This window comes from Klebsiella sp. 141203, from assembly GCF_032601985.1.
Lineage (GTDB): Bacteria > Pseudomonadota > Gammaproteobacteria > Enterobacterales > Enterobacteriaceae > Klebsiella > Klebsiella aerogenes.
This window is the reverse complement of sequence record NZ_JAQIRL010000003.1, coordinates 346,613-369,738: the sequence shown is the minus strand read 5'-3', so window position 1 is coordinate 369,738 and position 23,126 is coordinate 346,613. Positions and strand designations below refer to the sequence as shown.

Annotated in this window: 24 protein-coding genes; 4 read left to right on the top strand and 20 right to left on the bottom strand. The window is 58.0% G+C overall.

The window, feature by feature from the left end:
• Positions 1-3 precede the first annotated feature (3 nt).
• Together PGR29_RS14340 and PGR29_RS14335 are read left to right on the top strand one after the other, a co-directional pair.
• Complete coding sequence (locus PGR29_RS14340) at positions 4-762, top strand: M48 family metallopeptidase (protein ID WP_015703437.1); 759 nt, start codon at positions 4-6, stop codon at positions 760-762.
• 377 nt (positions 763-1,139) lie between these two features.
• Positions 1,140-2,408, top strand: coding sequence for an OprD family outer membrane porin (locus tag PGR29_RS14335; protein ID WP_015703438.1), 1,269 nt, complete (start codon positions 1,140-1,142; stop codon positions 2,406-2,408).
• Between the two features lie 136 nt (positions 2,409-2,544).
• Here PGR29_RS14335 and PGR29_RS14330 read toward each other — a convergent pair whose 3' ends face one another.
• The 14 genes from PGR29_RS14330 to PGR29_RS14265 all read right to left on the bottom strand — a co-directional run bounded on the left by PGR29_RS14330 (position 2,545) and on the right by PGR29_RS14265 (position 15,260).
• Positions 2,545-4,185: a thiamine pyrophosphate-binding protein gene (locus PGR29_RS14330; RefSeq protein ID WP_113373032.1), complete on the bottom strand. Its 1,641-nt coding sequence runs from the start codon at positions 4,183-4,185 to the stop codon at positions 2,545-2,547.
• A 13-nt stretch (positions 4,186-4,198) separates the two neighbouring features.
• Positions 4,199-5,668: an aldehyde dehydrogenase gene (locus PGR29_RS14325; RefSeq protein WP_316424737.1), complete on the bottom strand. Its 1,470-nt coding sequence runs from the start codon at positions 5,666-5,668 to the stop codon at positions 4,199-4,201.
• Between the two features lie 15 nt (positions 5,669-5,683).
• Entirely contained in the window at positions 5,684-6,448 is a 765-nt protein-coding gene (locus tag PGR29_RS14320; protein WP_316424736.1) for an aspartate dehydrogenase, read from the bottom strand.
• A gap of 9 nt (positions 6,449-6,457) precedes the next feature.
• The gene (locus PGR29_RS14315; RefSeq protein ID WP_015703442.1) at positions 6,458-7,252 is read right to left on the bottom strand and encodes an SDR family oxidoreductase; all 795 of its coding nucleotides are present in this window, start codon (positions 7,250-7,252) and stop codon (positions 6,458-6,460) included.
• On the bottom strand, positions 7,236-8,006 hold the full coding sequence (locus PGR29_RS14310) for an alpha/beta fold hydrolase (protein ID WP_316424735.1): 771 nt from the start codon (positions 8,004-8,006) through the stop codon (positions 7,236-7,238). The genes PGR29_RS14315 and PGR29_RS14310 overlap by 17 nt, the downstream gene beginning before the upstream one ends.
• Before the next feature lie 9 nt (positions 8,007-8,015).
• On the bottom strand, positions 8,016-8,546 hold the full coding sequence (locus tag PGR29_RS14305) for a cupin domain-containing protein (protein ID WP_004152888.1): 531 nt from the start codon (positions 8,544-8,546) through the stop codon (positions 8,016-8,018).
• A gap of 10 nt (positions 8,547-8,556) precedes the next feature.
• Positions 8,557-9,813, bottom strand: a complete 1,257-nt coding sequence (locus PGR29_RS14300) for an MFS transporter (RefSeq protein ID WP_015703444.1) — start codon at positions 9,811-9,813, stop codon at positions 8,557-8,559.
• A gap of 26 nt (positions 9,814-9,839) precedes the next feature.
• Positions 9,840-11,036, bottom strand: a complete 1,197-nt coding sequence (locus PGR29_RS14295) for an NAD(P)/FAD-dependent oxidoreductase (protein WP_316424734.1) — start codon at positions 11,034-11,036, stop codon at positions 9,840-9,842.
• Entirely contained in the window at positions 11,033-11,959 is a 927-nt protein-coding gene (locus PGR29_RS14290) for a VOC family protein (RefSeq protein WP_015369749.1), read from the bottom strand. Before PGR29_RS14290 ends, PGR29_RS14295 begins: the two co-directional genes overlap by 4 nt.
• Before the next feature lie 88 nt (positions 11,960-12,047).
• The gene (locus tag PGR29_RS14285; protein WP_113373038.1) at positions 12,048-12,836 is read right to left on the bottom strand and encodes an IclR family transcriptional regulator; all 789 of its coding nucleotides are present in this window, start codon (positions 12,834-12,836) and stop codon (positions 12,048-12,050) included.
• Between the two features lie 13 nt (positions 12,837-12,849).
• Positions 12,850-13,599, bottom strand: a complete 750-nt coding sequence (locus tag PGR29_RS14280; RefSeq protein WP_015703448.1) for an SDR family oxidoreductase — start codon at positions 13,597-13,599, stop codon at positions 12,850-12,852.
• Positions 13,599-14,621 carry an aromatic ring-hydroxylating dioxygenase subunit alpha gene (locus tag PGR29_RS14275; protein ID WP_316424733.1) on the bottom strand — a complete coding sequence of 341 codons (1,023 nt, stop codon included), beginning with the start codon at positions 14,619-14,621 and terminating at the stop codon, positions 13,599-13,601. The genes PGR29_RS14280 and PGR29_RS14275 overlap by 1 nt, the downstream gene beginning before the upstream one ends.
• A gap of 10 nt (positions 14,622-14,631) precedes the next feature.
• A complete protein-coding gene (locus PGR29_RS14270) occupies positions 14,632-14,940 on the bottom strand; it encodes a recombinase-like helix-turn-helix domain-containing protein (protein WP_045379565.1) in 309 nt (102 codons plus the stop codon).
• Positions 14,937-15,260 carry a Rieske (2Fe-2S) protein gene (locus tag PGR29_RS14265; protein ID WP_004151769.1) on the bottom strand — a complete coding sequence of 108 codons (324 nt, stop codon included), beginning with the start codon at positions 15,258-15,260 and terminating at the stop codon, positions 14,937-14,939. The genes PGR29_RS14270 and PGR29_RS14265 overlap by 4 nt, the downstream gene beginning before the upstream one ends.
• A 428-nt stretch (positions 15,261-15,688) precedes the next feature.
• Between PGR29_RS14265 and PGR29_RS14260 the strand changes: the two genes are divergently transcribed.
• On the top strand, positions 15,689-16,900 hold the full coding sequence (locus PGR29_RS14260; RefSeq protein ID WP_213793569.1) for an MFS transporter: 1,212 nt from the start codon (positions 15,689-15,691) through the stop codon (positions 16,898-16,900).
• On the opposite strand, the gene speB is transcribed toward PGR29_RS14260, so the two are convergent.
• From speB to PGR29_RS14235, 6 genes are all read right to left on the bottom strand, one after another.
• Positions 16,897-17,814 carry an agmatinase gene (gene speB, locus PGR29_RS14255; RefSeq protein WP_047080345.1) on the bottom strand — a complete coding sequence of 306 codons (918 nt, stop codon included), beginning with the start codon at positions 17,812-17,814 and terminating at the stop codon, positions 16,897-16,899. The two genes, PGR29_RS14260 and speB, sit on opposite strands and share 4 nt — an antisense overlap.
• Positions 17,815-17,967: 153 nt before the next feature.
• Positions 17,968-18,693, bottom strand: a complete 726-nt coding sequence (locus PGR29_RS14250) for a hypothetical protein (RefSeq protein ID WP_087859776.1) — start codon at positions 18,691-18,693, stop codon at positions 17,968-17,970.
• Positions 18,694-18,845: 152 nt separating this feature from the next.
• Positions 18,846-20,822 carry a biosynthetic arginine decarboxylase gene (speA, locus tag PGR29_RS14245; RefSeq protein WP_020077953.1) on the bottom strand — a complete coding sequence of 659 codons (1,977 nt, stop codon included), beginning with the start codon at positions 20,820-20,822 and terminating at the stop codon, positions 18,846-18,848.
• Between the two features lie 8 nt (positions 20,823-20,830).
• Positions 20,831-20,947: an acid stress response protein YqgB gene (gene yqgB / locus PGR29_RS14240; protein ID WP_015369741.1), complete on the bottom strand. Its 117-nt coding sequence runs from the start codon at positions 20,945-20,947 to the stop codon at positions 20,831-20,833.
• 84 nt (positions 20,948-21,031) lie between these two features.
• On the bottom strand, positions 21,032-21,181 hold the full coding sequence (locus PGR29_RS24990; protein ID WP_419718970.1) for a hypothetical protein: 150 nt from the start codon (positions 21,179-21,181) through the stop codon (positions 21,032-21,034).
• Positions 21,181-21,498: a hypothetical protein gene (locus PGR29_RS14235; protein WP_143115472.1), complete on the bottom strand. Its 318-nt coding sequence runs from the start codon at positions 21,496-21,498 to the stop codon at positions 21,181-21,183. Before PGR29_RS14235 ends, PGR29_RS24990 begins: the two co-directional genes overlap by 1 nt.
• Positions 21,499-21,634: 136 nt before the next feature.
• On the opposite strand from PGR29_RS14235, the gene metK reads away from it, so the two are divergent.
• A complete protein-coding gene (gene metK / locus PGR29_RS14230; protein ID WP_004149807.1) occupies positions 21,635-22,789 on the top strand; it encodes a methionine adenosyltransferase in 1,155 nt (384 codons plus the stop codon).
• The last annotated feature ends 337 nt before the right edge of the window (positions 22,790-23,126 follow it).

Sequence of the window (23,126 nt, the reverse complement as noted above, 5' to 3'; positions counted from 1 at the left end):
AAAATGAAAATTCGCTCAACCCTTCTTGCCTTCGGGATCGCAGCAACATTAACCGGATGTCAGAACATGGACTCCAACGCCCTGCTGAGCTCGGGCGCGGAAGCATTCCAGGCCTACTCTCTTAGCGACGAACAGGTAAAAACCTTAAGCGATCAGGCGTGTAAAGAGATGGACGCCAAAGCCACTATTTCCCCGGCCAGCAGCGAGTACAGCAAACGCCTGAGCAAGATTGCCGCCGCGCTGGGCGATAACATCAACGGCCAGCCGGTCAACTACAAGGTTTATGAAACAAAAGACGTCAACGCCTTCGCGATGGCCAACGGCTGCATCCGCGTTTACAGCGGCCTGATGGACCTGATGAACGATAACGAAGTAGAAGCGGTTATCGGCCACGAAATGGGCCACGTTGCGTTGGGCCACGTGAAGAAAGGCATGCAGGTCGCGCTAGGTACTAACGCCGTGCGCGCGGCGGCGGCCTCCGCTGGCGGCATCGTCGGCAGCCTGTCGCAGTCGCAACTGGGCGATCTCGGCGAAAAACTGGTGAACTCGCAGTTCTCCCAGCGCCAGGAGTCGGAAGCGGACGACTACTCTTACGACCTGCTGCGTAAACGCGGCATCAATCCATCGGGACTGGCCACCAGCTTCGAAAAACTGGCCAAGCTGGAAGCCGGCCGTCAGAGCTCCATGTTTGACGATCACCCGGCATCGGAAGCCCGCGCGCAGCATATTCGCGATCGCATGAAGGCCGACGGTATTAAATAAGCGACAGCGGGAGGCATTATTGCCTCCCTTTTTTATATACCCGTAAAAATATTTAGCCGCATCAAATGATAATTTAAGCGCACAAACCGTTAATTATTATCACAGCGCATCACAGCCAATTATTTTATGCCCGGCGATTCAGAAATATATTATTTGGTAAATTAAAAAGGCCGCACACTATCTGGCTTCCAGAATCGTCTTTACCCGAATAATAAATAGTCCACCCCTTACTGCCTGGTACACGGCTCATGCGCCATACAGCCTGTTTCCGGCTGCAATAACTGCTCACACAATGATTGCTTTCGACATTATTTCAGGACAATATCTGACTGGCAGTGATTCCCATGAATATATCGACAGACAGAGAAGTGCCCTCAGTGAAAAAAGAATTACCATTACTCGCACTTGGCATTATTGCCGCCGCGCCAGCTTTCGCCAGCCAACAATCTACCAGTCAGGGCTTTATTGAAGACAGCCACCTCGATCTCTTTTTACGTAACGCTTATATCAAACGCGATTATCGCGATGGTTTGCCGGATAAAGCCGAATGGGGTCAGGGTATCATCGCTACCTTCGAGTCCGGCTTTACTCAAGGGCCGGTCGGCTTCGGCGTTGACGGCATTGCGCAGTACGCCGTGCGCCTCGACGGCGGCCGCGGCCGCAGCGGCGCGGGCGGTATCGACTTTTTCGCCCAGGATGACGATGGCCGCGCGAAGTCCGATTTAGCAAAATTTGGCGCTACCGCTAAAATGCGCTTCTCGAATACCGTACTCAGCTACGGCAGCCAGCGCCCGATGCTGCCCATCGTCTACGCCGATGACTCGCGGCTGCTGTACGAGAGCTATACCGGTACCATGCTGACCTCAAGAGAAATCGACGGTCTGGAAATTAACGCCGGTTATCTCACCGATCAGCAGCGCAAAAGCGACGACAGCCACAATAGCGGCCTGAAGAGCCTGACCTTTGGCGGCGCCAGCTATCAATTCAACGACCAGCTTAGCGGCGCGCTTTACGCTTCTCACGTCGAGGACGTGCTGAATAAGCAGTATCTCGGCCTGAACTACAAGCAGCCGTTTGCCGCCGACCAGCAGCTGATTGTTGACTTCAATGGCTATAACTCGCGCTTAGATCAAGAATATGCCGACGCCAATGACACCGGGCGCAGCAACAGCATCTGGAGCCTGGCCGCCAGCTATATCTGGGATATTCACACTTTTAAGGTCGCTTACCAGCAAAGCAGCGGCAGCACCGGCTACCACTACGGCGGGTATCAGAATCAGGGCGGCGTTGGCGATGGCGGCAACACCATCTGGCTGGCTAACTCCTACTGGTCCGATTTTAACGGCGAGGATGAGCGTTCCTGGCAGGCCTCCTATGGCCTGGATTTTGCCGGACTGGGCGTACCGGGCCTGAGCTGGACCACCGCCTACGTTCGCGGCGATAACATTAAAACCGCCGAGACCAGCAACGGCAAAGAACACGAATGGTTCAACCAGGTGCAGTACCAGGTGCAAAACGGCATGGCGAAAGATTTGAAATTGAGACTCCGCTATTCGGTGCTGCGCGTTTCCAGCAACGCCAGCGACTATAACGTCAGCGGTAATGAAGTGCGGTTCTACGTCGAATATCCGTTTAACGTATTTTAACCGTGTCATGAACCCTCTCCTGCGGGCCGGCCCTCTCCCGACGCGCAGGAGCAACCGTCCGGCGCCTTGATTAACCCCCTGTGCCGTGCGGTACCCTCTCCCCGGAAGGGAGAGGGTTGGGGTCACTGGGTTATCATTAATACAGCGTTTTCTGCGGCGGGCCGGCAAAGCGCAGCGCGCCAATCTGGCCCATTTTCACTTCCACCACCGATGGCCCAGGCATCGCCAGCGCTTCGGTCATCACCGCCTGGAAATCCTCAGCGCGTTCCACGCTCCACGCCTGCAGACCAATCGCCTGCGCCAGCAGGGTAAAGTCCGGCGTGTGCAGCTCGTTGTAATACTGGCGGCCGCCAAAGTATTTATCCTGAATACCGCGCATCACGCCGTAGCCGCCATCGTTCATAATCAACAGCGTCACGTTGGCCTTCTCCTGCGCCAGGGTCGCCAGCTCGCCAAGGTTGAGGCTCAGGCCGCCGTCGCCGACCAAGCCGACCACTTTCCGTTGCGGATTGGCAATCGCGGTGCCCACCGCCATCGGTAGCCCCATACCGATGGCGCCGGCCAGAGAATGGATATTCATCAGCGGGCCGTGAGCGCGGAACAGGCGGCTGCCCCACAGGCTGCCGGAAACGGTAATATCGCGCACCAGGATGCCGTCATCGGGCAGCGCCTGCGCAATCGCGTCATTCAATTTAGCGTAAGCGCCGCACTGGTCGCGCAGCCCCTGCTCCGCCGCCTCTACCGCCGCTTTAAGCTGGCTATCCCAACGCGCATCGCCCCACATCCGGCCCTGCACCCGCGCTGCCAGCGCCGCTAATAGCGCCCGGCAATCCGCCACCAGGGTATTGTCCATCAAGTAGTTACGGCTGGCCGCCGCCGGGTCGATATCAATCTGCACCCGCGGCGTGGGCAGTTCCAGCGTCCACGAGCGCGTTTCGTTGCTGCGCAGCCGGGAACCGGCCACAAGTGTGAAATCACATTGTGAAATCAGCGCTTCAACCGAGGGAGAATTATGAAACGCGCGCAGGCTGGCCCGATGGCTGTCCGCCAGAATGCCGCGGCCGTGGGTACTGGAAATCACCGTCACCCCCGCATCCGCTAGCGTCTTCACCGCCTCGCCGCTCTCTAACGCGCCGCCGCCAAGCCACAGCAGCGGCTGCTTCGCCTGCTTAAGCTGCGCCCACAGCGTATCGACCAGCGACGCTTCCGGCTCAACCGCCGGAGCGCGTTTCAACGGCGCGGTCAGCAGTGAAAGCGGAATTTTGGCGCTCTGAATATCGATGGGGATTTCCACCGATACCGGGCCGCACGGCGGCGTCTGCGCCTCCTGAATCGCCTTATGCAGGATAGCCACCGCCTGGTTGGCGTTGCTAATGCGGTAAGCGCGCTTCGAACTGGCTTTCAGGAAGGTCAACTGATCGCGGGTTTCATGAATAAAACCGGTGTCGGCGTCCAGCCAGGCTTTTTCGACCTGTCCGGTCAGGTGTAGCAGCGGCGTACCGGCGTTCATCGCCTCAACCAGCGCGCCGACCGCATTACCCGCGCCCGCGCCGGTACTGGTCAGCGCCACGCCGAGCCCTGAAAAACGGCCGTGGGCGTCAGCCATGGTCACCGAGCCCGCTTCGCCGCGCGCCGGAACAAAGCGGATTTTTTCCCGCTGGCCGACGGCATCAGCGATCGGCAGGTTATGGATAGAAATGACGCCATAAATGGCTTCAACGTGATACTGCTCCAGCGTTCTGGCGATGGCATCGCCGACGGTTATCATTTCGCTCATTGCTCACCCTTTCTCAGTCGCACCAGTGGTTGACGCTATTACCCGTCGCCAGATAAATGCTCTTTTGTTGCATCCAGGCTTTCAGCCCCTGGATCCCTTTTTCGCGGCCCAGACCGCTCTCTTTAAAGCCCCCAAACGGGGTCGAAATGGAGAAAACTTTGTAGGTATTGATCCACACCGTACCGGCTTCCAGTTGCTCGCTCAGACGCAGCGCGCGGCCGGTATCGCGCGTCCAGATCCCCGCCGCCAGCCCGAAGACCGAATCATTGGCCTCACGGATCAACGCCGCTTCATCGTGAAAACGCATCGCCACCAGCACCGGCCCGAAGATCTCTTCCTGGCATACGCGGGCCTGGTTGTTCAGCCCTTCAATGATGGTCGGCAGGAAATAGCTCCCCGCCGCCAGCGCCGGATCCGCCGGGATCTCGCCGCCGCATAGCACGCTGCCGCCTTCGCGTTTCGCCAACTCGACGTACTCCAGCACGCTCTGACGGTGTTTATCGTTGATCAGCGGCCCGACGTGGGTGCCAGCGCTGAACGGATGACCAACCCGCAGTCCTTGGGTTAACTCCAGCAGGCGGGCCATTAATTGTGGATACACTTTGTCATGGACAAACAGACGCGAGCCGGCAATGCAGGCCTGACCGCCGGAGCTGAAAATGCCGTAGCAGATGCCCCGCGCCGCCTGTTCGATATCGGCATCTTCCAGCACGATGGTCGGCGATTTGCCGCCCAGCTCCAGCGACGCCGGGATCAGCTTTTCCGCCGCCACGTGCGCCAGGTGACGCCCGGTGGTAGTGCCGCCGGTAAAGGAAATTTTGCGCACCTTAGGATGGCGGGCTAGCGCATCGCCGATAATCGATCCTTTACCCGGCAGCACGCTCAGCAGTCCGGCGGGTAAACCGGCCTGCTCAAAGATCTTCGCCAGTTCCAGCGCCATGAGCGGCGTGGCTTCCGCCGGTTTGAGGATCACCGCATTTCCGGCGGCGATCGCCGGGGCCACCTTCTGCATTTCACTGGCGATCGGCGAGTTCCACGGCGTGATCGCCGCCACCACGCCCAGCGGCTCATAGCGGCTCAGGGTCAATAGATCCGCCTGCCGCGGCGTCGGCAGCTCGCCTTCAAGCAGTTCGCAGGCGGCGGCAAAATAGCGTGCTGTGCCCGCCGCGCTCATCACCAGCCCTCGCGCTTCCGCCAGTGGTTTACCGTTATCGCGGCTCTGCTTTTGGGTGAGCGCATCAAGCTGTGCTTCAATCAGATCGGCAACCTTATGCAGGATCTTCGCCCGCTGATGCGGCAGCATCGTCCACCACGTTGGCTCCCGCCAGGCGCGGTCGGCGCAGTCGACCGCCTCCTGTAAATCATCGAGGCTTGCCGCATGCAGCGCCGCGTTAATAGCGCCATCCGCCGGAAACTGGCTGTGCATCAAATTGCCGCCGCCGCGACGCCACTGGCCGCCGATAAAAATGTCTAATTCGTCCATCTCAGCCTCTCTGCGTTATGCCAGTTCACGGCAGGCGCGTACCGCGCTCAGTGCCGCGAGGGTCGATGTTTTCGGATTGCTGGCGAGCGGCAGGCCGCTCAGCTCCAGGTGAAACTCGCCGAACAGTCCTTCGGCGTGTAGCGTATGGGTGTTGCGTTGCGTCGTCGGATCGACCATCAGCTGTACCCGGGTCGCGTCAAAGCCGATACCGCCCAGCGCGATGGTTGCCGCCACGTTGGCATTTGCCGGGAATAGCCGCGCCGCCTCGCGGGCGCTGCCTTCAAAGAAAATTTGCGCTTCATTGACCGCGCTGAGGTCGATAAGCTGTTCGGCATAGCTGCCGCGCCAGCTGGCCGGGCTTTTACGCGACTGATAGGTCACTCGTTCAAGCCCCCCCTCTTTCGCCGCCGCCAGGCCGTCAATCCCGGCGACTGCGCCAGCCAGCAGCGTCAGCTTGCCGCCCGCCTGGCGTAAACGCTGTTCCAGTTCGCTGTCCGCCAGCGCGCCGGTGGAGATCACCGCCAGATGCCAGCCGCGCGCCAGCACCGCTTCGCCGTACTGCGCGACCGCCTGCTGGCTGGCGCATTCCAGCACCAGATCCGGCGTCTCTTCGCACTGCAGCGGATCGGTAAGCGGCGTCACCGTGTGGCCGAACTGCAGGCGGATCGCCGCATGATGCGATTCGCGGGCGACGATCCAGCCCAACGTCACCTGCGGCGGCAGGCGTTCAATCACCGCCTGGGCCATCGCGCCATAGCCGATTAACATGACCTTTTTCATCATCTTTCCTTACAGATGGCGGCAGAAACCGCCGGAAACGTCCAGCGCCGCGCCGGTGGTAAAGGAGGCCAGCGGCGAAGCGAGGAACAGCAGCGCCTGCGCCGGCTCCTGCGGCTTACCAAGACGCGCCATCGGGATCCCACGCTTACGGGCAATATCCGCGGTCCACTGCGGCCAGCTCTGGCTCTTATCGCTGCGGTTTTCAAAACGGCGCTGCCACTGCCCGGATTCGACCATCCCCAACAGGATGGAATTCACGCGGATGCCTTTCTCCACCAGCTCTTTCGACAGGGTCAGCGTCATATTGAGCAGCGCGGCGCGGGCAGCAGAGGTGGCAATCATGTGCTCTTCCGGCTGCAGCGCCAGCAGAGAGTTCACGCAGGTAATCGAGGCGATATCCGACTGCTCAAGCTGCGGCTGGAAAGCCTTTACCGGGTTAATCACGCCGAACAGTTTCAGTTCAGCTTCGTGCAGCCAGGCCTCGCGCGGCGTATCGGCGAAGTGGGCGACATAACCCTGCCCGGCGTTATTAATCAGCATGTCGGCGCCGCCGAAACGCGCGGCGACCGCGTCAGCGAAGGCCTGAACTTCCGCTTCATTCAGTACGTCGCAGCGCCAGGAGAACACCTCGCCTTCTGGATATTCGTTTTGCAACGCCGCATGGGCGCTGGCCAGCCGATCCGGGTTGCGGCCGCAAAAGGCGACCTTCGCCCCTTCGCCCAGCAGCAGGCGCAGCGTTTCAAAGCCGATCCCTGACGAGCCGCCGGTGACTACCGCGACGCGTCCTTCAATTTGTGCATTCATCGCGCACCTCTTCCCCTATGCGTAAAAGCTGTTGATTAAAAAAGGTTTCGTTATCGAGATAGCTGGCATGTCCAGCCTGCGGGATGGCGATGTAAGGGGCGCCGTAACGCAGCGCCACTCCCTGCACCAGCTCCGGTTGGGTAATGGCATCCTGCTCGCCGCACCACACCGAGAGACGACCGCGATAGTCGGCGAGCCAGCGGTGGATGTCGTCATGCGCCAGCATCCAGGCGGCGGCGAGGTAACCTTCGCTACGCAGCCTGCGCATGCCTGCCGCCACCGTCGCCACATCGGCTTCGCGCGCGCCGGGGCGCAGCAGTTTTGCCGCCCGCCCCTGCGCCATCGCCTCGCCGCCCAGCGCCATCTGCTGTTGACGTCCCTGCCAGACTTTTTCCCGCTGCGCCGCCTCCGCCTGGCCGTATCCCTGCGCGACGTCGGCGAGTACCAGATAAAGCACCCGCTGTGGGTATTTCGCGGCGAAGGCGGCCGCCACCAGCGCGCCCAGCGAATGGCCGACCAGTATGGTTTGCTCTACTCCAGCGCGGTCCAGCATTCGCGCCAGCGCGTCGGCGTAATCACCAGCATCCGCCGGCGTTGCCGCCAGCATCGGGCTCTCGCCATAACCGGGCATATCCCAGGCCAGCACACGGTAGCCGGGAAGCGTCATCTGTTTATGCCAGGAGGCCGCGCCGGAACTGATGCCGTGCAGCAGCGTCAGCGGAATGCCGCTTCCTTGTTCACGAAAACCCGTCATCATCGCCCCTTAGTTACGTTTTACTTTTGCCAGCGGATGATCTTCCGGGTAGGTCGGAATATGCGGCTTATGGGTGCCGAGCATCACGCACATCAGCGCCTCTTCTTCGCCGTGGTTAAACAAACCGCGGTAGATTCCAGGCGGTACCGAGATCAGATCGCGTTCGCGCAGCACGGTTTCGGTATAGTTGTCGCCGTCCTGAATCATCAGGGTGATCTGCCCTTTGAGCATGAAGAACACCTCTTCTACGTCATCATGCAGGTGCAGCGGGCCTTCACATTTGGACGGCAACACCATGGTGGAGAAGGTGAAGTGCTCGGCCGGAACGGTGTTGGTATCACTGGCGACGCCGGTGGCGCCGGTACCGATGTAGCGCATCTGCGCGCGGCGATATTTCGGATCAAAATCGGCCTGGAATTTCAGCGCATTCCAGTCGTATTTACGGCCTTCAAAGCGCGCGATACGCGACTCCACCCACTCTTCCATCGTCAGATGGTCAGGTTTCAAACTCTGTTTTGCAGTTACGGTTGAATCAGTCATCGTTTTATCCTCAGTAACGTCTCAGCAGCGGCAGTAACAGGGCGCAGCCCACCGCCGCCATCACCGCCAGAAAAATCAGCCCGGAATCCATGCTATGGGTGAAGGCGATAAGCGCGCCCATCACCGCCGGCGATAGCGCCCCGGCAAAGTTTCCCAGCCCGTTGAAAATTCCACCCGCCGTGGCGCTGACCCGTGGATGGGTCGCTTTAGCCAGCAGCGCGAAAATGTTTGGCGCGCCGGTGCCCCACATAAAGGTGCTAAAGCTCATCGCCGCAATCACCGGCAACGGCGCGCTAAAATGCATCACCGCCGCCAGCCCGATTCCGGCGCCCGCCAGGGAAATAAAGCAGGCGGCGGCGCGCTTATCGACGCGGTCAGAGAGCCAGGCGCCAATAATTTCGCCTAGCAGCATGGCGATAAACGGCATCGACGACAGCCAGCCGGCGTGTTCCAGATGAATGCCTTTGCCTTTAATCAGGTAGCCCGGCAGCCAGCCGTTGATCCCCCACAGATAGGCGAGAAAGGCGATATTGAAGATGCAGATCATCCAGAAATGCGGACTCACGAAGAGCTCGCGCCGCGCGCTGCGGCGCGCTTCCTGCGACGTTTTATCGCTGCCGACTTTCGCCTCCAGCTGCACGCCGCGCAGCCCGATGCGCACAAAAATCAGCACCGGTACCGTCAGCATCGCCATCACGAAAAAGGTGCTCTGCCAGCCGAAGGTATTGAGTAGCCAAATTGACAGCGGGAAACCCAGCGCCGCGCCAACCGGCGTGCCGAGCAGCCACAGCATGGTGGCGCGGGCCTGTAGCCGCTGCGGGAAGGTGTGGCGCACCACGGCGAACGCCAGCGGGAACAGCGGCCCTTCAGCGATGCCCAACAGGATGCGCAGCGTCACCATCAGCGCGTAGTTGTGGGTGAAGCCCATGATCACCATCAGGATGCACCACACCACCATCATTCCAGTTAGCAAGCGCAGCGGCGCAATCCGGTCGCCAAGGCCGCTTAATAACACTGACGAGAAGCCGTAGCTCAGCAAAAAGGCGCTCATCAGAATACCCAGCCGGGTGGTATCGAAATCGATCCCCATCGCCTGCTGGAAGTGGCTATCGGAAAACAGCGCGGCGATACTGATTTTGTCGAAAAACGCCAGCAGTACGCAGGCCAGCAGCGACAGCGGAATGGCCCAACGAACCGCCTTTTCAGGCGTGCGGACGCCCTCGCCGCTCGCCTCAGCAGGCGCGGCGTTAGTCTCTAATGTGGTCATTTCTCCCCCTTAAGGGTTCGCGTTAATTATCGCAATGACATCAGCGAGAAAGTCGGGTCAGCGAGCGGGACGTCAGAGAGATCCCTCCCCGCCGCCATCCAGCGCTTCGCCAGCTTCACGGTACGTGCATTATTGAAGGCCACCAGCTGCGTTAAACGTCCATCGGCGTTCAGCGAGAAGTAGAGCGCGCCCTGCGGCTCGTCACGCACGATGGTGCGGCTGCCCGCCTGCGGGATCCCCAGGATCTGAATATTGCGATCGTATTGATCTGACCACAGCCACGGCGCCTCGTCGTAGCCGCTGGCCTGCGGATCGAGCATCGCTTTCGCCGTCGCGATCGCCTGATTTTGCGCAAAGGCCCACGACTGAATGCACAGGCCGTACTGATGGTGCTGGGCGACATCGCCGGCGGCGAAAATCGCCGGATCGCTGCTGCGCCCCTGGGCATCGACGACAATTCCGCGCTCGACAGTGAGCCCGGCATCGCGCGCCAGTTCGAGATTCAGATCGACGCCGATCCCCACCACCACCGCGTCGAAGGTTTCCCTCTGGCCGTCGCAGTGCAGCGTCGGCAGGCCGTTATCATCTTCCAGCTCCAGCGCGCCGCAGCCGCGGCGAATATCAACGCCCTGCCCGCGATGCAGCTCATCCAGCGCCAGCGAGACCTCCATACTGACCGAGCGCATGCACAGCGCCGGCTGTTGTTCATAAAGGGTCACGGCTACGCCGCTTTTGCGCGCCGAGGCGGCGATTTCGAGGCCAATCCAGCCGCCGCCGACGATCGCCAGCCGCGTTGCCGATGCCAGCCGCTGCTTCAGACGCTGCGCGTCCTGCCAGTGGCGCAGGGTATAGACCTGCGGATGCTGCGCCCAGGCCTCGGACGGCAGCCGCGCGCGGCCGCCGGTGGCGATCAGCAGTTGGTCGTACGCCAGCGTTTCTCCGTTGCTCAGCGCCAGGGTTTTATTTTGCCGATCGATAGATTCCGCCCGCAGCGGGCGGTACCAGCGCAGATCCAGCGCCTGCTGCGCCTCGGCGCTGAATAACCGCGGCAGCGCCGGTTCGGCCTCCAGCAATGCCGCTTTCGACAGCGGCGGGCGCTCGTAAAAATCCCATTGCTCTTCGGCAACCACGCAAATCTCGCCGCTAAACCCTTCATCACGCAGCGTTTTCGCCGCCCAGCCGCCAGCCTGGCCGCCGCCGATAATGACTATCCGCGCCGTCATACCGCCTCCGGTTTTTTCTGCTGGCGACGGGTATCGTGATCGATACCGCCTTCCACCGCCCATTCGGTAAAGGACACGAGTGAATGCTCAAGTTCGCGCGGCTGCCAGTTTTCCGTCAGATAGTCATCGTTGGTGTAGTACTCAAAAGCGCCGCCGGTCGGGCTGTTGACATACCAGAAGTAGGCCGAGGAGACCGGATGGCGGCCGGGGCCGATAAACGTGCTCCAGGCGTTTTTATTCATCGCAATACCGCCGCCGATCACTTCGTGAATATCACGTACGGTAAACGCGACGTGGTTAAGTCCACGTTTGCGGTTGGGCAACTGCAATAAGAAGAGGTTATGGTGGCCGCCGCGTACGCCGCAGCGCAGGAACACCGCGCGATTGATATAGCGGTCTGAAACCTGGAAGCCGAGTACTTCGCGATAGAAACTTTCCACCGCCGCCAGTTCTTCCACGAAGAACACCACGTGGCCGACGTTAATCGGCTGCGCGCGGTCGTACACCGGGCTCGGGGTGTCGATGCGACGCACATCGCCCCACTGGTTGATCGGTTCAACGTTCAGTTCAACCGCCGTTTGCTGGCTAACCTGCACCCGCAGCGTCATGCCGTTAGGGTCGCGGCACTCCAGCGCGCCGTCGATTTCACGGAAGCCGGGCTGGCGTTCCAGCTTCGGGCGCAGCGCATCCAGCGCCGCCCGATCCGCCACGCCCCAGGTCATGCGACGCAGAGTGTTGCCCGCCTCAAAGGCTGGCGGGAGATCGGCGGCATCGGTCGGGTTAAGTTCGACCCGCGCGCCGCTGAGGGTGGTAAACGCGCGGCCGCTGGCGTCGCCGGTCAGGCCAAAATCGCGCATAAATTTGGCGCTGTGGTTCAGGTCGTCTACTCCAAATTCCAGCTTTTCAATTCCGGTAATACTCATTATTCGTCGCCTCTTTACCGTTCAGTCGCCCGAATTTGGGCGTAAAACATGCCCGACGCAATCAAGCGCCTGCTGTTAAGTTGTTGATTTAACTTGCCTGTGACAAATATCCGAGGAAGCCGGAAATTTTGTCCGCCGCCATACTGACCTCGTTCTGTAACCGCTCGCGATCGCTTTGCGGGATCTCGTCCGACGGCACCAGAATGCTGACGACCGCCGCCACCCGGCCGCTGCGGTCAAAGACCGGATAGACAATCGATGAGATACCGTGGCGATAGAACGATTCGCCAATCACGTAGCCGCGAGCTTTATCCTGCTGCACCATCTGCCACAGCGCTTCGCGGTCGTACAGCTGGCCCGGCGTATTGCCCGGCAGACGTGCATCCGGGAACAATTGTTCAAACTCGCTGCGGGAAACATCGGTCAGCAGCATGCGGCCAAGCGAGGTGCAGTGCACCGGTAGCCGCGTTCCGACGCTGACCTGGTTGATACGTGAACCGGCTGCGCTGACGCGGGCAATGTAGATGATGTCGCGGCCATCGCGGATCGCCAGATGACTGCTGCACTGGCTGATATCGCGCAGTTGCTCGATGACCGGCTGTCCCACCTGAGCGACATCCAGTGAGGCGATATATTCAAAGCCCAGACGCAGTACGTTCATGCCCAGCGAAAAGGTATTGGTGCGGGCGTTGCGCTCGAGAAAACCCATATATTCCAGCGTCTGCACCACGCGATAGGCGGTCGCTTTCGGCATATCCACCAGCCGATGCAGCTCGGCAAAGGTCAGATCGCGATGCTGTTCGCCAAACGCCAGCAGCAGTTGTAAACCGCGCTCCAGACCCGGTACCAGGTACTTCACTTCCTGATCGTTCGCCATACCGCCTCACTTATTAGTTAAAGACAAAACCGCCGTTGACCGGGATCAGCTGGCCGGTGATAAAGCGCGAAAGATCGCTCAGCAGCCAGACCACGCTGCCGGTGACATCTTCCGGCTGCTGAGCGCCGCTGAGCGCGCGGCCATTCTCATACAACTGATGACGCTCGGCGGGAACGTATTCCGTGGCCTCAACGCGAGTCAGCCCCGGCGCGATGGCGTTGATACGGATCCGCTTTTCACCCAGCTCGCGGGCCATGGAACGGGTCATCGCAATCACCGCGCCCTTACTGGCGACGTAGGCCATCAGCCGCGGCGCGCCCCACAGCGCGGTATCCGAAGCGACGTTGACGATTGCCGACCCTTCGCGCAGCAGCGGTACCGCCTCGCGGGTCACCAGCCAGGTACCTTTGACATTGACCGTCATCACCCGATCCCACAGGTCCGGATCGTAATCGATCATGTTTTTACCGCCGACGCCGGTGGCCATTGCCGCGTTATTGACTAAGCCATCGATAGGCCCCTGCGCGCCGATGGCGCTGAAGACCTGCTCGATCGACGCTTGACTGGCAAGATCGATGGCGTGGGATTCGATCTGATAGCCCTTCTGCTGCAGGCGATGAGCGCTTTCCGCCAGCTCCCCCTGCAGGATGTCGCACATCACCACCGTCGCGCCCTGCGCGGCGCAGGATTCGGCAAAGTGGTAACCGAGGCCGCGCGCCGCGCCGGTGACGACAATACGTTTACCGTTCAGCAGGCCGTTCATCAGGCGGCACCCTGCTGCGCTTCGCGAAGCGCTAACTGCTCTTTCGCCGCTTTCTGCATCATGCGGCGCAGGCGGGATAAACCGACGTCATGTTGATAGAGATATTCATGATCGCGGGCGTTCGGCGCCAGGCTCTCCAGCACCACGCGATCCTGTTCCAGTACTTCCCAGTGCAGTTTTTCCAGACGGTTGCGGTACATAAAGCGCCACAGATCGCGCTGCCAGCCTTGAACGCCGCGGATGCGCCAGAAGAAGACGCGGCAGTTGTCGTTATCTTCCGGAACCACCATGCCGACGATCCAGAAGTGGCCGCCCGGCCCGAAACGCTTTTTGTACGGAATAGACAGGCGCATCCAGTAGGCGCCGCTGTTGCCCAGTTCAACCCAGTCAAAGTTGACGCCGCTCTGCCCTTTTTTCTCGAAGATAAAGCCGGTTTTCGTCGGCTGCAGCACCATATCGGCTTTGCGATCGCCTTCTGCCATCGAGTGCGATGATGAGTGCAGATAGGTGCCATGCATCGGGTCCATCACGTTTTCCAGCGCGTACTGGTAGTTGCATTTCCACGCCGCGGTGCACAGGAAGTTACTGTATTTTTCGTGGTTGGCCAGTTCCTCCGGGAAGCTCAGCTCATCAGGCTGCTGGTCGGCGGTGACGCCGAACCACAGGAAGATTGCCCCATGCGCTTCCTGCACGCTGTAGCTGCGCACGCACTGCTGGCCGACCAGCGGGCAGCGGTCAACCGCCGGGACGTCTTTGACTTCGCCGTTGCCGGCGACTTCCACGCCGTGATACCAGCAGGCGATACGATCGCCTAAGTTCCAGCCCATTGACAGGCGCGCGCCGCGGTGCGGGCAGCGGTCTTCCAGCGCCTGCACCTGGCCGTCTTTATTTCGCCAGACCACGATCTGCTCGCCGAGACGGGTAATGCCTACCGGCGCAGACTGCACTTCCCAGCTCGCCAGCACCGGATACCACAGGCCGCGCAATCCTTTATCAAGATAGTTTTGTACCGTTGTCGTCATCGCGGTGTCCTCAGTAGCCGTTAACCTGTAAAAATGCCTGGAAGCTGCTTTCGCTCCACGGTTCGCCCTGCTGGTCATGCATCCTGACGCCATTGAGGCCGCTCACCAGTTCACCGAGACTTTCCGCGCCCTGCTCGAACAGCGTTTCCAGGGTCGCGATAAGCTGCAGTTCCCAGTTTTCCGGCACCCGGCTGCGGGTTTGCCAAATCAGATTGTGATAGTCGCCAGGCTTATGGATATTGCCGTTTCCGCCTTCCGCCGGTGGCGTAAACTGGCGGCTTTCCGGTAGCGCCGGGTTGAAGTCCAGGGATTCGCTCATGCCACGTTCTCCTCGATAAAGGTAATCTGGATCTGATTGTCGTATACCCGCACCGGGTAACGATTAAGGTTGCGACCGCCGGGGCCATGCAGGCACTGGCCGGTTTTGACGTCGAATACCGCCTCATGCAGCGGGCATTCCACCTTGCCATCTTCGACAAAGCCCTGGCTCAGGAGCGCATAGGCATGAGGGCAAACGTCTTCCAGCGCGTAATATTCGCCATCAATCAGATAAATACCGATTTCCTTACCGTCGATATTGCCGCTATATGGAAAATCTTCCTGTACTTGCTCCGCGTCACATACGCCTATCCAGCTCATCGCAATCCTCCAGGCTTTTGTTTCATATATGAAACTCTGTTTCTTATTTAATACGGTCAATATAAAAGCGGTGAATGTTTCGTCAAGCGTTAATGTGACAAACTTGTTAATGAATGACTTTTAAATTAGCTAAGTGTGCAATTGATCACGAAAAACTGCATTCAGATGAAATGATGATATTTAAAGTGGTGATCCATTATAAATAAAAATGCCGATTTAAATTTCACACGCGACTATTGACTTCTTTTGCAGACGATCATTAAAAATGTGCAACGGCGGAAGCCATGGTGTTTCACCCATGAAACAATCATTTATTTAATCTTTTAAAAACAATGAGTTTCACTGGTGAATCATTTTACTTATGTAACTATTTCTGGCGTTAAAAAAATAATAACCGGCAATCATTAAATTAAGCGTGGAGACAACAACTGGCGGCAAGATGGCAAGGGGTAATAGCATTACTTTTGTTAATAATTATTTCCTACGTCGATCGGGTAAATATCTCGGTGATGATCCTTAACCCGGAATTTGCTGCCCATTTTCAATTAAATGAAAACAAAATGTTACAAGGCATGCTAATGACATGCTTTCTTCTGGGTTATGGATTTTCGGCATTATTATTAACCCCAGTTATAGAAAGTAAATGGCATTACCGCCAGGGACTCTTAAGCAGCATTGCTATATGGGCGCTGGTTTGCGCAGTTTCACCGCTGCTGGGCTCGCTCTTCGGGATGTTAATCGCGCGCATTGTTCTTGGCGTGGCGGAGGGACCGCTATTCTCACTGAAGACACGTTTTATCAACGACAACTTCGCCGCCGATGAAATAGGTAAACCGAATGCGGTGACCGCCCTCGGCGTATCGCTTGGGCTGGCGGTAGGCTTCCCGCTAGTCACCTGGTTGATGGCGCATGTTGGCTGGATCGGCTCCTTCTACGCGCTGGCGCTGCTTAACCTCCTGCTCGGCGGCGGATTAATCTGGCGGTTTCTTCCCGCGCCAAAAGTGACCGCACAGCGCGCGAAGCCGGGCTTCAGTCAGACTTTTGCCCTCGCCTGGCGTACGCCGCTGCTTGGCTGGATCCTACTGGTGGAAATCGCCACGCTCAGCTATCTATGGGGAAGTAGCGCCTGGCTGCCCGCCTGGCTACGCGACGAGCACCACTTCTCGCTGCAGGCCACCGGCCTGCTGGCGGCAGTACCCTTTTTGTTAAGCCTGGGCTCAAAGTTTGTTGGCGGCGTGCTCCTCGACAAAATGCGCCCGGAGCAGGCGCCGCTGCTGTTTATTATCGGCGGCCTACTCACCGCCGGTTCCGTGCTGGCGCTGATGCTCAGCCAGCAGCCGGCGATGCTGGCGCTGTTTATGCTGGCGGCGAACGTTTTCTGGGGATTACAGGGGGCGGCGATCCCGGCGGTGGTGCAGCATCACGCCCCGCGCGAAGCGGTGGGCAGCGCCTATGGGATCATTAACGGCATTGGCAATATCTGCGCGGCGTTTATTCCGCTGCTGATGGGAGTGGTGATGAAATCGGTGGGATCGGTAAGTTCAGGTTTTTCCGTTCTGGTGGCATCACAGCTGATCACGCTGTGCGCCGGCGGCGTACTGCTGCTGCGCATGCGTCGCGCAGCAGCAGTAAACGCTTAGCCTTTCTTCGCTGCCTGAATGTATAGCATCTCCAGCGCCAGAGTCGCCGCCGCCAGGGCGGTGATTTCAGACTGGTCATAAGCCGGGGCGACTTCAACCACGTCCATTCCGACGATGTTCAGATCCTTCAGGCCGCGCACCAGTTTGATCGCACGGTCAGAGGTCAACCCACCGATCACCGGCGTACCGGTACCTGGCGCAAATGCCGGATCCAGACAGTCGATATCGAAAGTCAGGTACACCGGCATATCACCGACGATCTGCTTCACCTGAGCGATGATGTCGTCGACGCTGCGGTCGTTAACCTGGCCCGCATCAAGCACGGTAAAGCCGTTATCTTTATCGAATTCGGTACGAATACCGATCTGCACGGAGTGGTTCGGATCGATAAGCCCTTCGTTCGGCGCGGTGTAGAACATGGTGCCGTGGTCGAATTCACAGCCGTTGGCGTAGGTATCGGTGTGGGCATCGAAGTGTACCAGCGCCATTTTACCGAAATGCTTGGCATGGGCGCGCAGCAACGGCAGGGTGACAAAATGGTCACCGCCGAAGGAGAGCATGCGTTTACCGGCCGCCAGCAGTTTCTCCGCGTGCGCCTGCAGTTTCTCGCTCATTTCGCGAGCGTCGCCGAAGGCATAGACCAGATCGCCGCAGTCCACGACGTTCAGGCGTTCACGCATGTCGAAGTTCCATGGGAAACGGTTGTGCTCCCAGGCGAGGTTGGTTGACACCTGACGGATCGCCGCCGGGCCATGACGGCCGCCCGCGCGCCCGGAGGTCGCCATATCAAACGGCACGCCGGTGATGACCCAATCCGCATCGCTTTCATACGGCATAAAGTTCATCGGCAGACGCAGGAAACCAAAAGCGTTGGATACCAGGGAGTTATCGTATTGATGACCTAAAGTGCTCATGGGTATGACCTCTTTTCACAGTCGTGGAACGTAAAAAATAAGTATAAAAAAACCCCTCCGCGTCGTTAGGCCCGACGAGGAAGGGTTTGAATTAGGTAACTGCTTATAAGAACAAATTATCGCCTGAAAACCGCCCGGCGGCAAGCGGGACGTTTATTTTTGACAAGGCGCCGGGGCGAAACCGTTCGCCGGGAAGGCCTGAGCCGTACATGGTGGAAGCGGCGCCGGCTTTTCTCCGCGTAAGGCGAAGGCGGCAAAGCCAATGATCCCGGCGTTACGCGTATCCCCCTGAGCGGAATGGGCGGCATAAGATTGCGCAACATCAGAAAACTCAAACGCCGCTACGGTACGGTTATTTTTACGGAATCCTTTGATCGCCAGCGAGCCGCCGGCACGGATAATATAACCATTATTCTGGAGCGAACCGGCCTTACCGCTCAGGACATCGAGACCATCCACGGTAGCAACAATTTCGTAATCCACGCGATGGCTATAATTACGAACATATAATTGATATTGTGTGCCAACGCGGGCCGCAATAGCGTATTGCCATTTTCCGGTGGAATTATTATAGCTGCGAGTAATAGGGAGAGAGTTAAAATTAGCATCACGTACCGCATATTCCAGATCGCTAATTCGAATGCTATACAGCTGGTCGAAACCGGTATGATCTTGACCGGAATAATTAATCAATACAATTTCGTCAGGATGGGAATCCTGGCGTTCTGCGGACACGCCTTTAACCGTTGAGTGAACGTCGCTGCCCCAGCGGGTGGCGACATCGGTGGTTGACGCTGCACGGTCATGGTACACAGCCTGGCTCGAACAACCGCCTAATAATAAACCGATAATAAGACCGTACCGCGATATATTTTTCATATTCTGTCCCTGTTCCACTAAGTATTATTTCCTCACGGCAGTGTACAGGCTATTATCGCTTTAAAAAGCATCCACTATGTTGTTTCAGATTTCATTTATAAAAAAGGGTCGGTTTATTAACATAAACCGACCCACCAGCGGATTAGTCTTAATTACTCATCTTCAAGATAAGTATATCCGTACAGCCCCGCTTCGAACTCTTCAAGGAACTGCTGCTGCAGCTCGGCGTCGAGACCGGTATTTTTCACCTGATCGCGGAACTGGGTCAGCAACGTATTCGGATCCAGCTGAACATACTGCAGCATATCCGCCACCGTATCACCCTCATCGGAGAGCTCAACCTCAACGCTACCGTCCGGGAAGACGAAAACATCTACCGCTTCGGTATCGCCGAACAGGTTGTGCATGTTGCCGAGGATCTCCTGATAAGCCCCAACCATAAAGAAGCCCAGCATTGGCGGGTTCTCCGGGTCGTATTCCGGCATCGGCATGGTGGTGGCGATCCCGTCGCCGTCAACATAGTGATCGATGGCGCCATCGGAGTCGCAGGTAATATCCAGCAGCACCGCGCGACGTTCCGGCGACTTGTTCAGCCCTTCCAGCGGCATCACCGGGAATAGCTGATCGATGCCCCAGGCATCCGGCATCGACTGGAACAGCGAGAAGTTGACGTAGATTTTATCCGCCATACGTTCCTGCAGCTCATCGATGATCGGACGATGGGCGCGGTTGCTCGGATCGAGCTGTTTTTGTACTTCATGGCACATGTTCAGATACAGCTGTTCCGCCCACGCGCGCTCCTGCAGGTTGAAGGTGCCGGAGGAGTAGCCGATGTGGATATCGTGCAGATCCATCTGACTGTCGTGCAGCCATTCGCGTAGCGAGCGGCGGTTGCCGGTTTCGTGCATCTCCAGCCAGGTTTCCCACATGCTCTGCAGCGGACGCGCGGCGTCTTCCGCCGGCGGGGTCGCCTCGGTGTATTCGTTGCGCTCGACGCCGATAATGTTGGAAACCAGTACGGTGTGGTGCGCGGTCACCGCGCGGCCGGACTCTGTAATCACCGTCGGGTGCGGCAGGCCGTTCTCTTCGCAGGCGTCGCCGATCGCCCAGATGATATTGTTGGCGTACTCATTCAGGCCGTAGTTCACCGAACAGTCGGACTGCGAGCGGGTCCCTTCGTAATCGACACCCAGACCGCCGCCGACATCGAAGCACTGAATATTAACGCCCAGCTTATGCAGCTCGACGTAGAAACGCGCCGATTCGCGCACGCCGGTGGCGATATCGCGAATGTTGGCCATCTGCGAGCCGAGGTGGAAGTGCAGCAGTTGCAGGCTCTCAAGATGGCCTGCCTCGCGCAGAATTTCGACCAGTTGCAGCACCTGCGTCGCCGCGAGGCCGAATTTAGATTTCTCGCCGCCGGAGGACTGCCATTTACCGGAACCCTGCGAGGCCAGACGCGCACGCACGCCAAGGCGCGGCACCACGTTCAGACGGGCGGCCTCTTCCAGCACGATGGCGATTTCCGACATCTTCTCGATGACCAGATAGACCTTATGGCCCATCTTCTCGCCCACCAGCGCCAGACGGATGTATTCACGATCTTTATAACCGTTACAGACGATCACGCTACGGGTCATCCCCGCGTGCGCCAGCACCGCCATCAGCTCAGCCTTCGAACCAGCCTCCAGCCCCAGCGGTTCGCCGGAGTGGATCAAGGATTCAATCACGCGACGGTGCTGGTTGACCTTGATCGGGTAGACAAGGAAATAGTCGCCGTTATAACCGTAGGATTCACGCGCGCGCTTGAAGGCGGCGTTAATCGAGCGCAGACGATGTTGCAGGATCTGCGGGAAGCAGAACAGCGCCGGCAGGCGTTGTCCCTGGGCTTCGCGCGCTTTGACCAGCTCGGCCAGGTCGACGCGCGCTTCCGGGACGTCAGGATCCGGGCAAACGCTGATATGGCCCAGTTCGTTAACGTCGTAATAGTTATTACCCCACCAGGCAATATTGTAGGTACGTAGCATTTTGCTGGCTTCCTGGGAGCTCATCGCAACCTCCTGCATGGAACGTAGTACACCGTGTTCGCCTGCTGACGAAAGCGAACCCAAAGACATGTCGTCAGACATAGCGAACCTCAACTTGTAATATTAACTACTATCGCAGTCGACAGACGCGATAACAACCCATGAACAGCCTTTAATCCCAGCAGATAGTGCTGGCACTGCAGCTGCGCGACCGGTTTCTTATTCATATATAGTAAAACACGTACCCGAAGCTGGTATGACAGCCCGGAGAAACCACGAGAAAACCCTTGCTCACGCAAGAGCGCCCTTGTTCAGTTTTCAAAAAGCCTGGAGGCCCTGGAATCCTGAGAAGCGCCGAGATGGGTAGAACATCGGCAGGTTTGCACGAAAGAGATGCAGATTGCGGGATAGAATTGCGCGACAGAACGACGCGGCGAATCAGGCGAAAAACGTTGGTTCATTATCTGGTATCACCTCCACACTGCCCCGAAAAAGGCCAGCGACAAGCCAAAGCTATACATATCGAACAGCTGGCGAAACCGCCGCTGTGTAACAGAGTGCTTAACCCGGCTGGAAGTGGCGTCACGAGATGGGCTTCGTGCGCTTTTTTAATGAGCCGCGCGCGGCGTTTTATACCGAGAAGCGGGGTAAAATGCAAAATAAAAATACGCGTCTTGCCGGAGTTGTCAGGAAAAATTTCCACCACGCTTTTTCCATTAATGCGGGCGATGTCAAAAAAATGTGGAAATGCGATGAAGTTCTGACCTAAAATAGCCATCCAGAAGTTAATCCATCTATACTGATTAACACTCAGACTGCTCGTGTCACTACCTGCAAGCCTTGGTAGGGTCATCTATCAAAGCCTCTCTACACAACAGTATGAGCTACACGAATACTCACAGGTAAAATAAAACATGGCAAAACACCTCTTTACGTCCGAGTCTGTATCAGAAGGGCATCCAGACAAAATTGCTGACCAAATCTCCGATGCCGTGCTGGACGCGATCCTCGAACAGGATCCGAAAGCGCGCGTAGCCTGCGAAACCTATGTCAAAACCGGCATGGTTCTGGTTGGCGGTGAAATCACCACCAGCGCATGGGTTGATATCGAAGAGATCACCCGTAACACGGTGCGTGAAATTGGCTACGTGCATTCCGATATGGGCTTTGACGCCAACTCTTGCGCGGTCCTGAGCGCTATTGGTAAGCAGTCCCCGGATATTAACCAGGGCGTTGACCGTGCCGACCCGCTGGAACAGGGCGCGGGCGACCAGGGCCTGATGTTTGGCTATGCCACTAACGAAACTGACGTGCTTATGCCGGCGCCGGTGACTTACGCGCACCGTCTGGTACAGCGCCAGGCTGAAGTCCGCAAAAACGGCACCCTGCCGTGGCTGCGTCCGGACGCGAAAAGTCAGGTCACTTTCCAGTATGACGACGGCAAAATCGTCGGCATCGATGCGGTTGTGCTTTCCACTCAGCACGCTGAAGATATCGATCAGAAATCCCTGCAGGAAGCAGTGATGGAAGAGATCATCAAGCCGATTCTGCCGACCGAATGGCTGAACGCTTCCACCAAGTTCTTCATCAACCCGACCGGACGTTTCGTCATCGGCGGCCCGATGGGCGACTGCGGTCTGACCGGTCGTAAGATCATCGTTGATACCTACGGCGGCATGGCTCGTCACGGCGGCGGTGCGTTCTCCGGTAAAGATCCATCTAAAGTTGACCGTTCCGCAGCCTACGCGGCGCGCTATGTGGCGAAAAACATCGTTGCCGCAGGTCTTGCCGATCGTTGTGAGATTCAGGTTTCCTACGCCATCGGCGTCGCTGAACCGACTTCAATCATGGTCGAAACCTTCGGCACCGAAAAAGTGCCTTCTGAACAGCTGACCCTGCTGGTACGCGAGTTCTTCGACCTGCGTCCGTACGGCCTGATTCAGATGCTGGATCTGCTGCACCCGATCTACAAAGAGACCGCCGCTTACGGTCACTTTGGTCGCGAACATTTCCCATGGGAAAAAACCGACAAAGCAGCCCTGCTGCGCGAAGCGGCTGGCCTGAAATAAGCCACCCCGCTTGACTGCTTAAGGCCAGCCCCGCGCTGGCCTTTTTGTTGCCCTGAATCTCTCCCCCGACGTTTGACCGTCTTTGATCCATTTCCTTTCCCCACTTGATGAAAGCGATTACATATCTGCCGCAAGGGCGGGATCGTTCTAGCTACCCGCAGGCGCGAACTCTTTTCACAATGTTACATAACATGTCAAAAATCGTCGTTTCAGCCCATTCTTATTGGCGATATTTGCCTTTTATATCTATGATTTGAATATGTTTTTACTGATTACATATCTTTACCTTAGTGTAACCGATTACACAGTCGTGATTGTAATCACGTTTTTTTGTCCT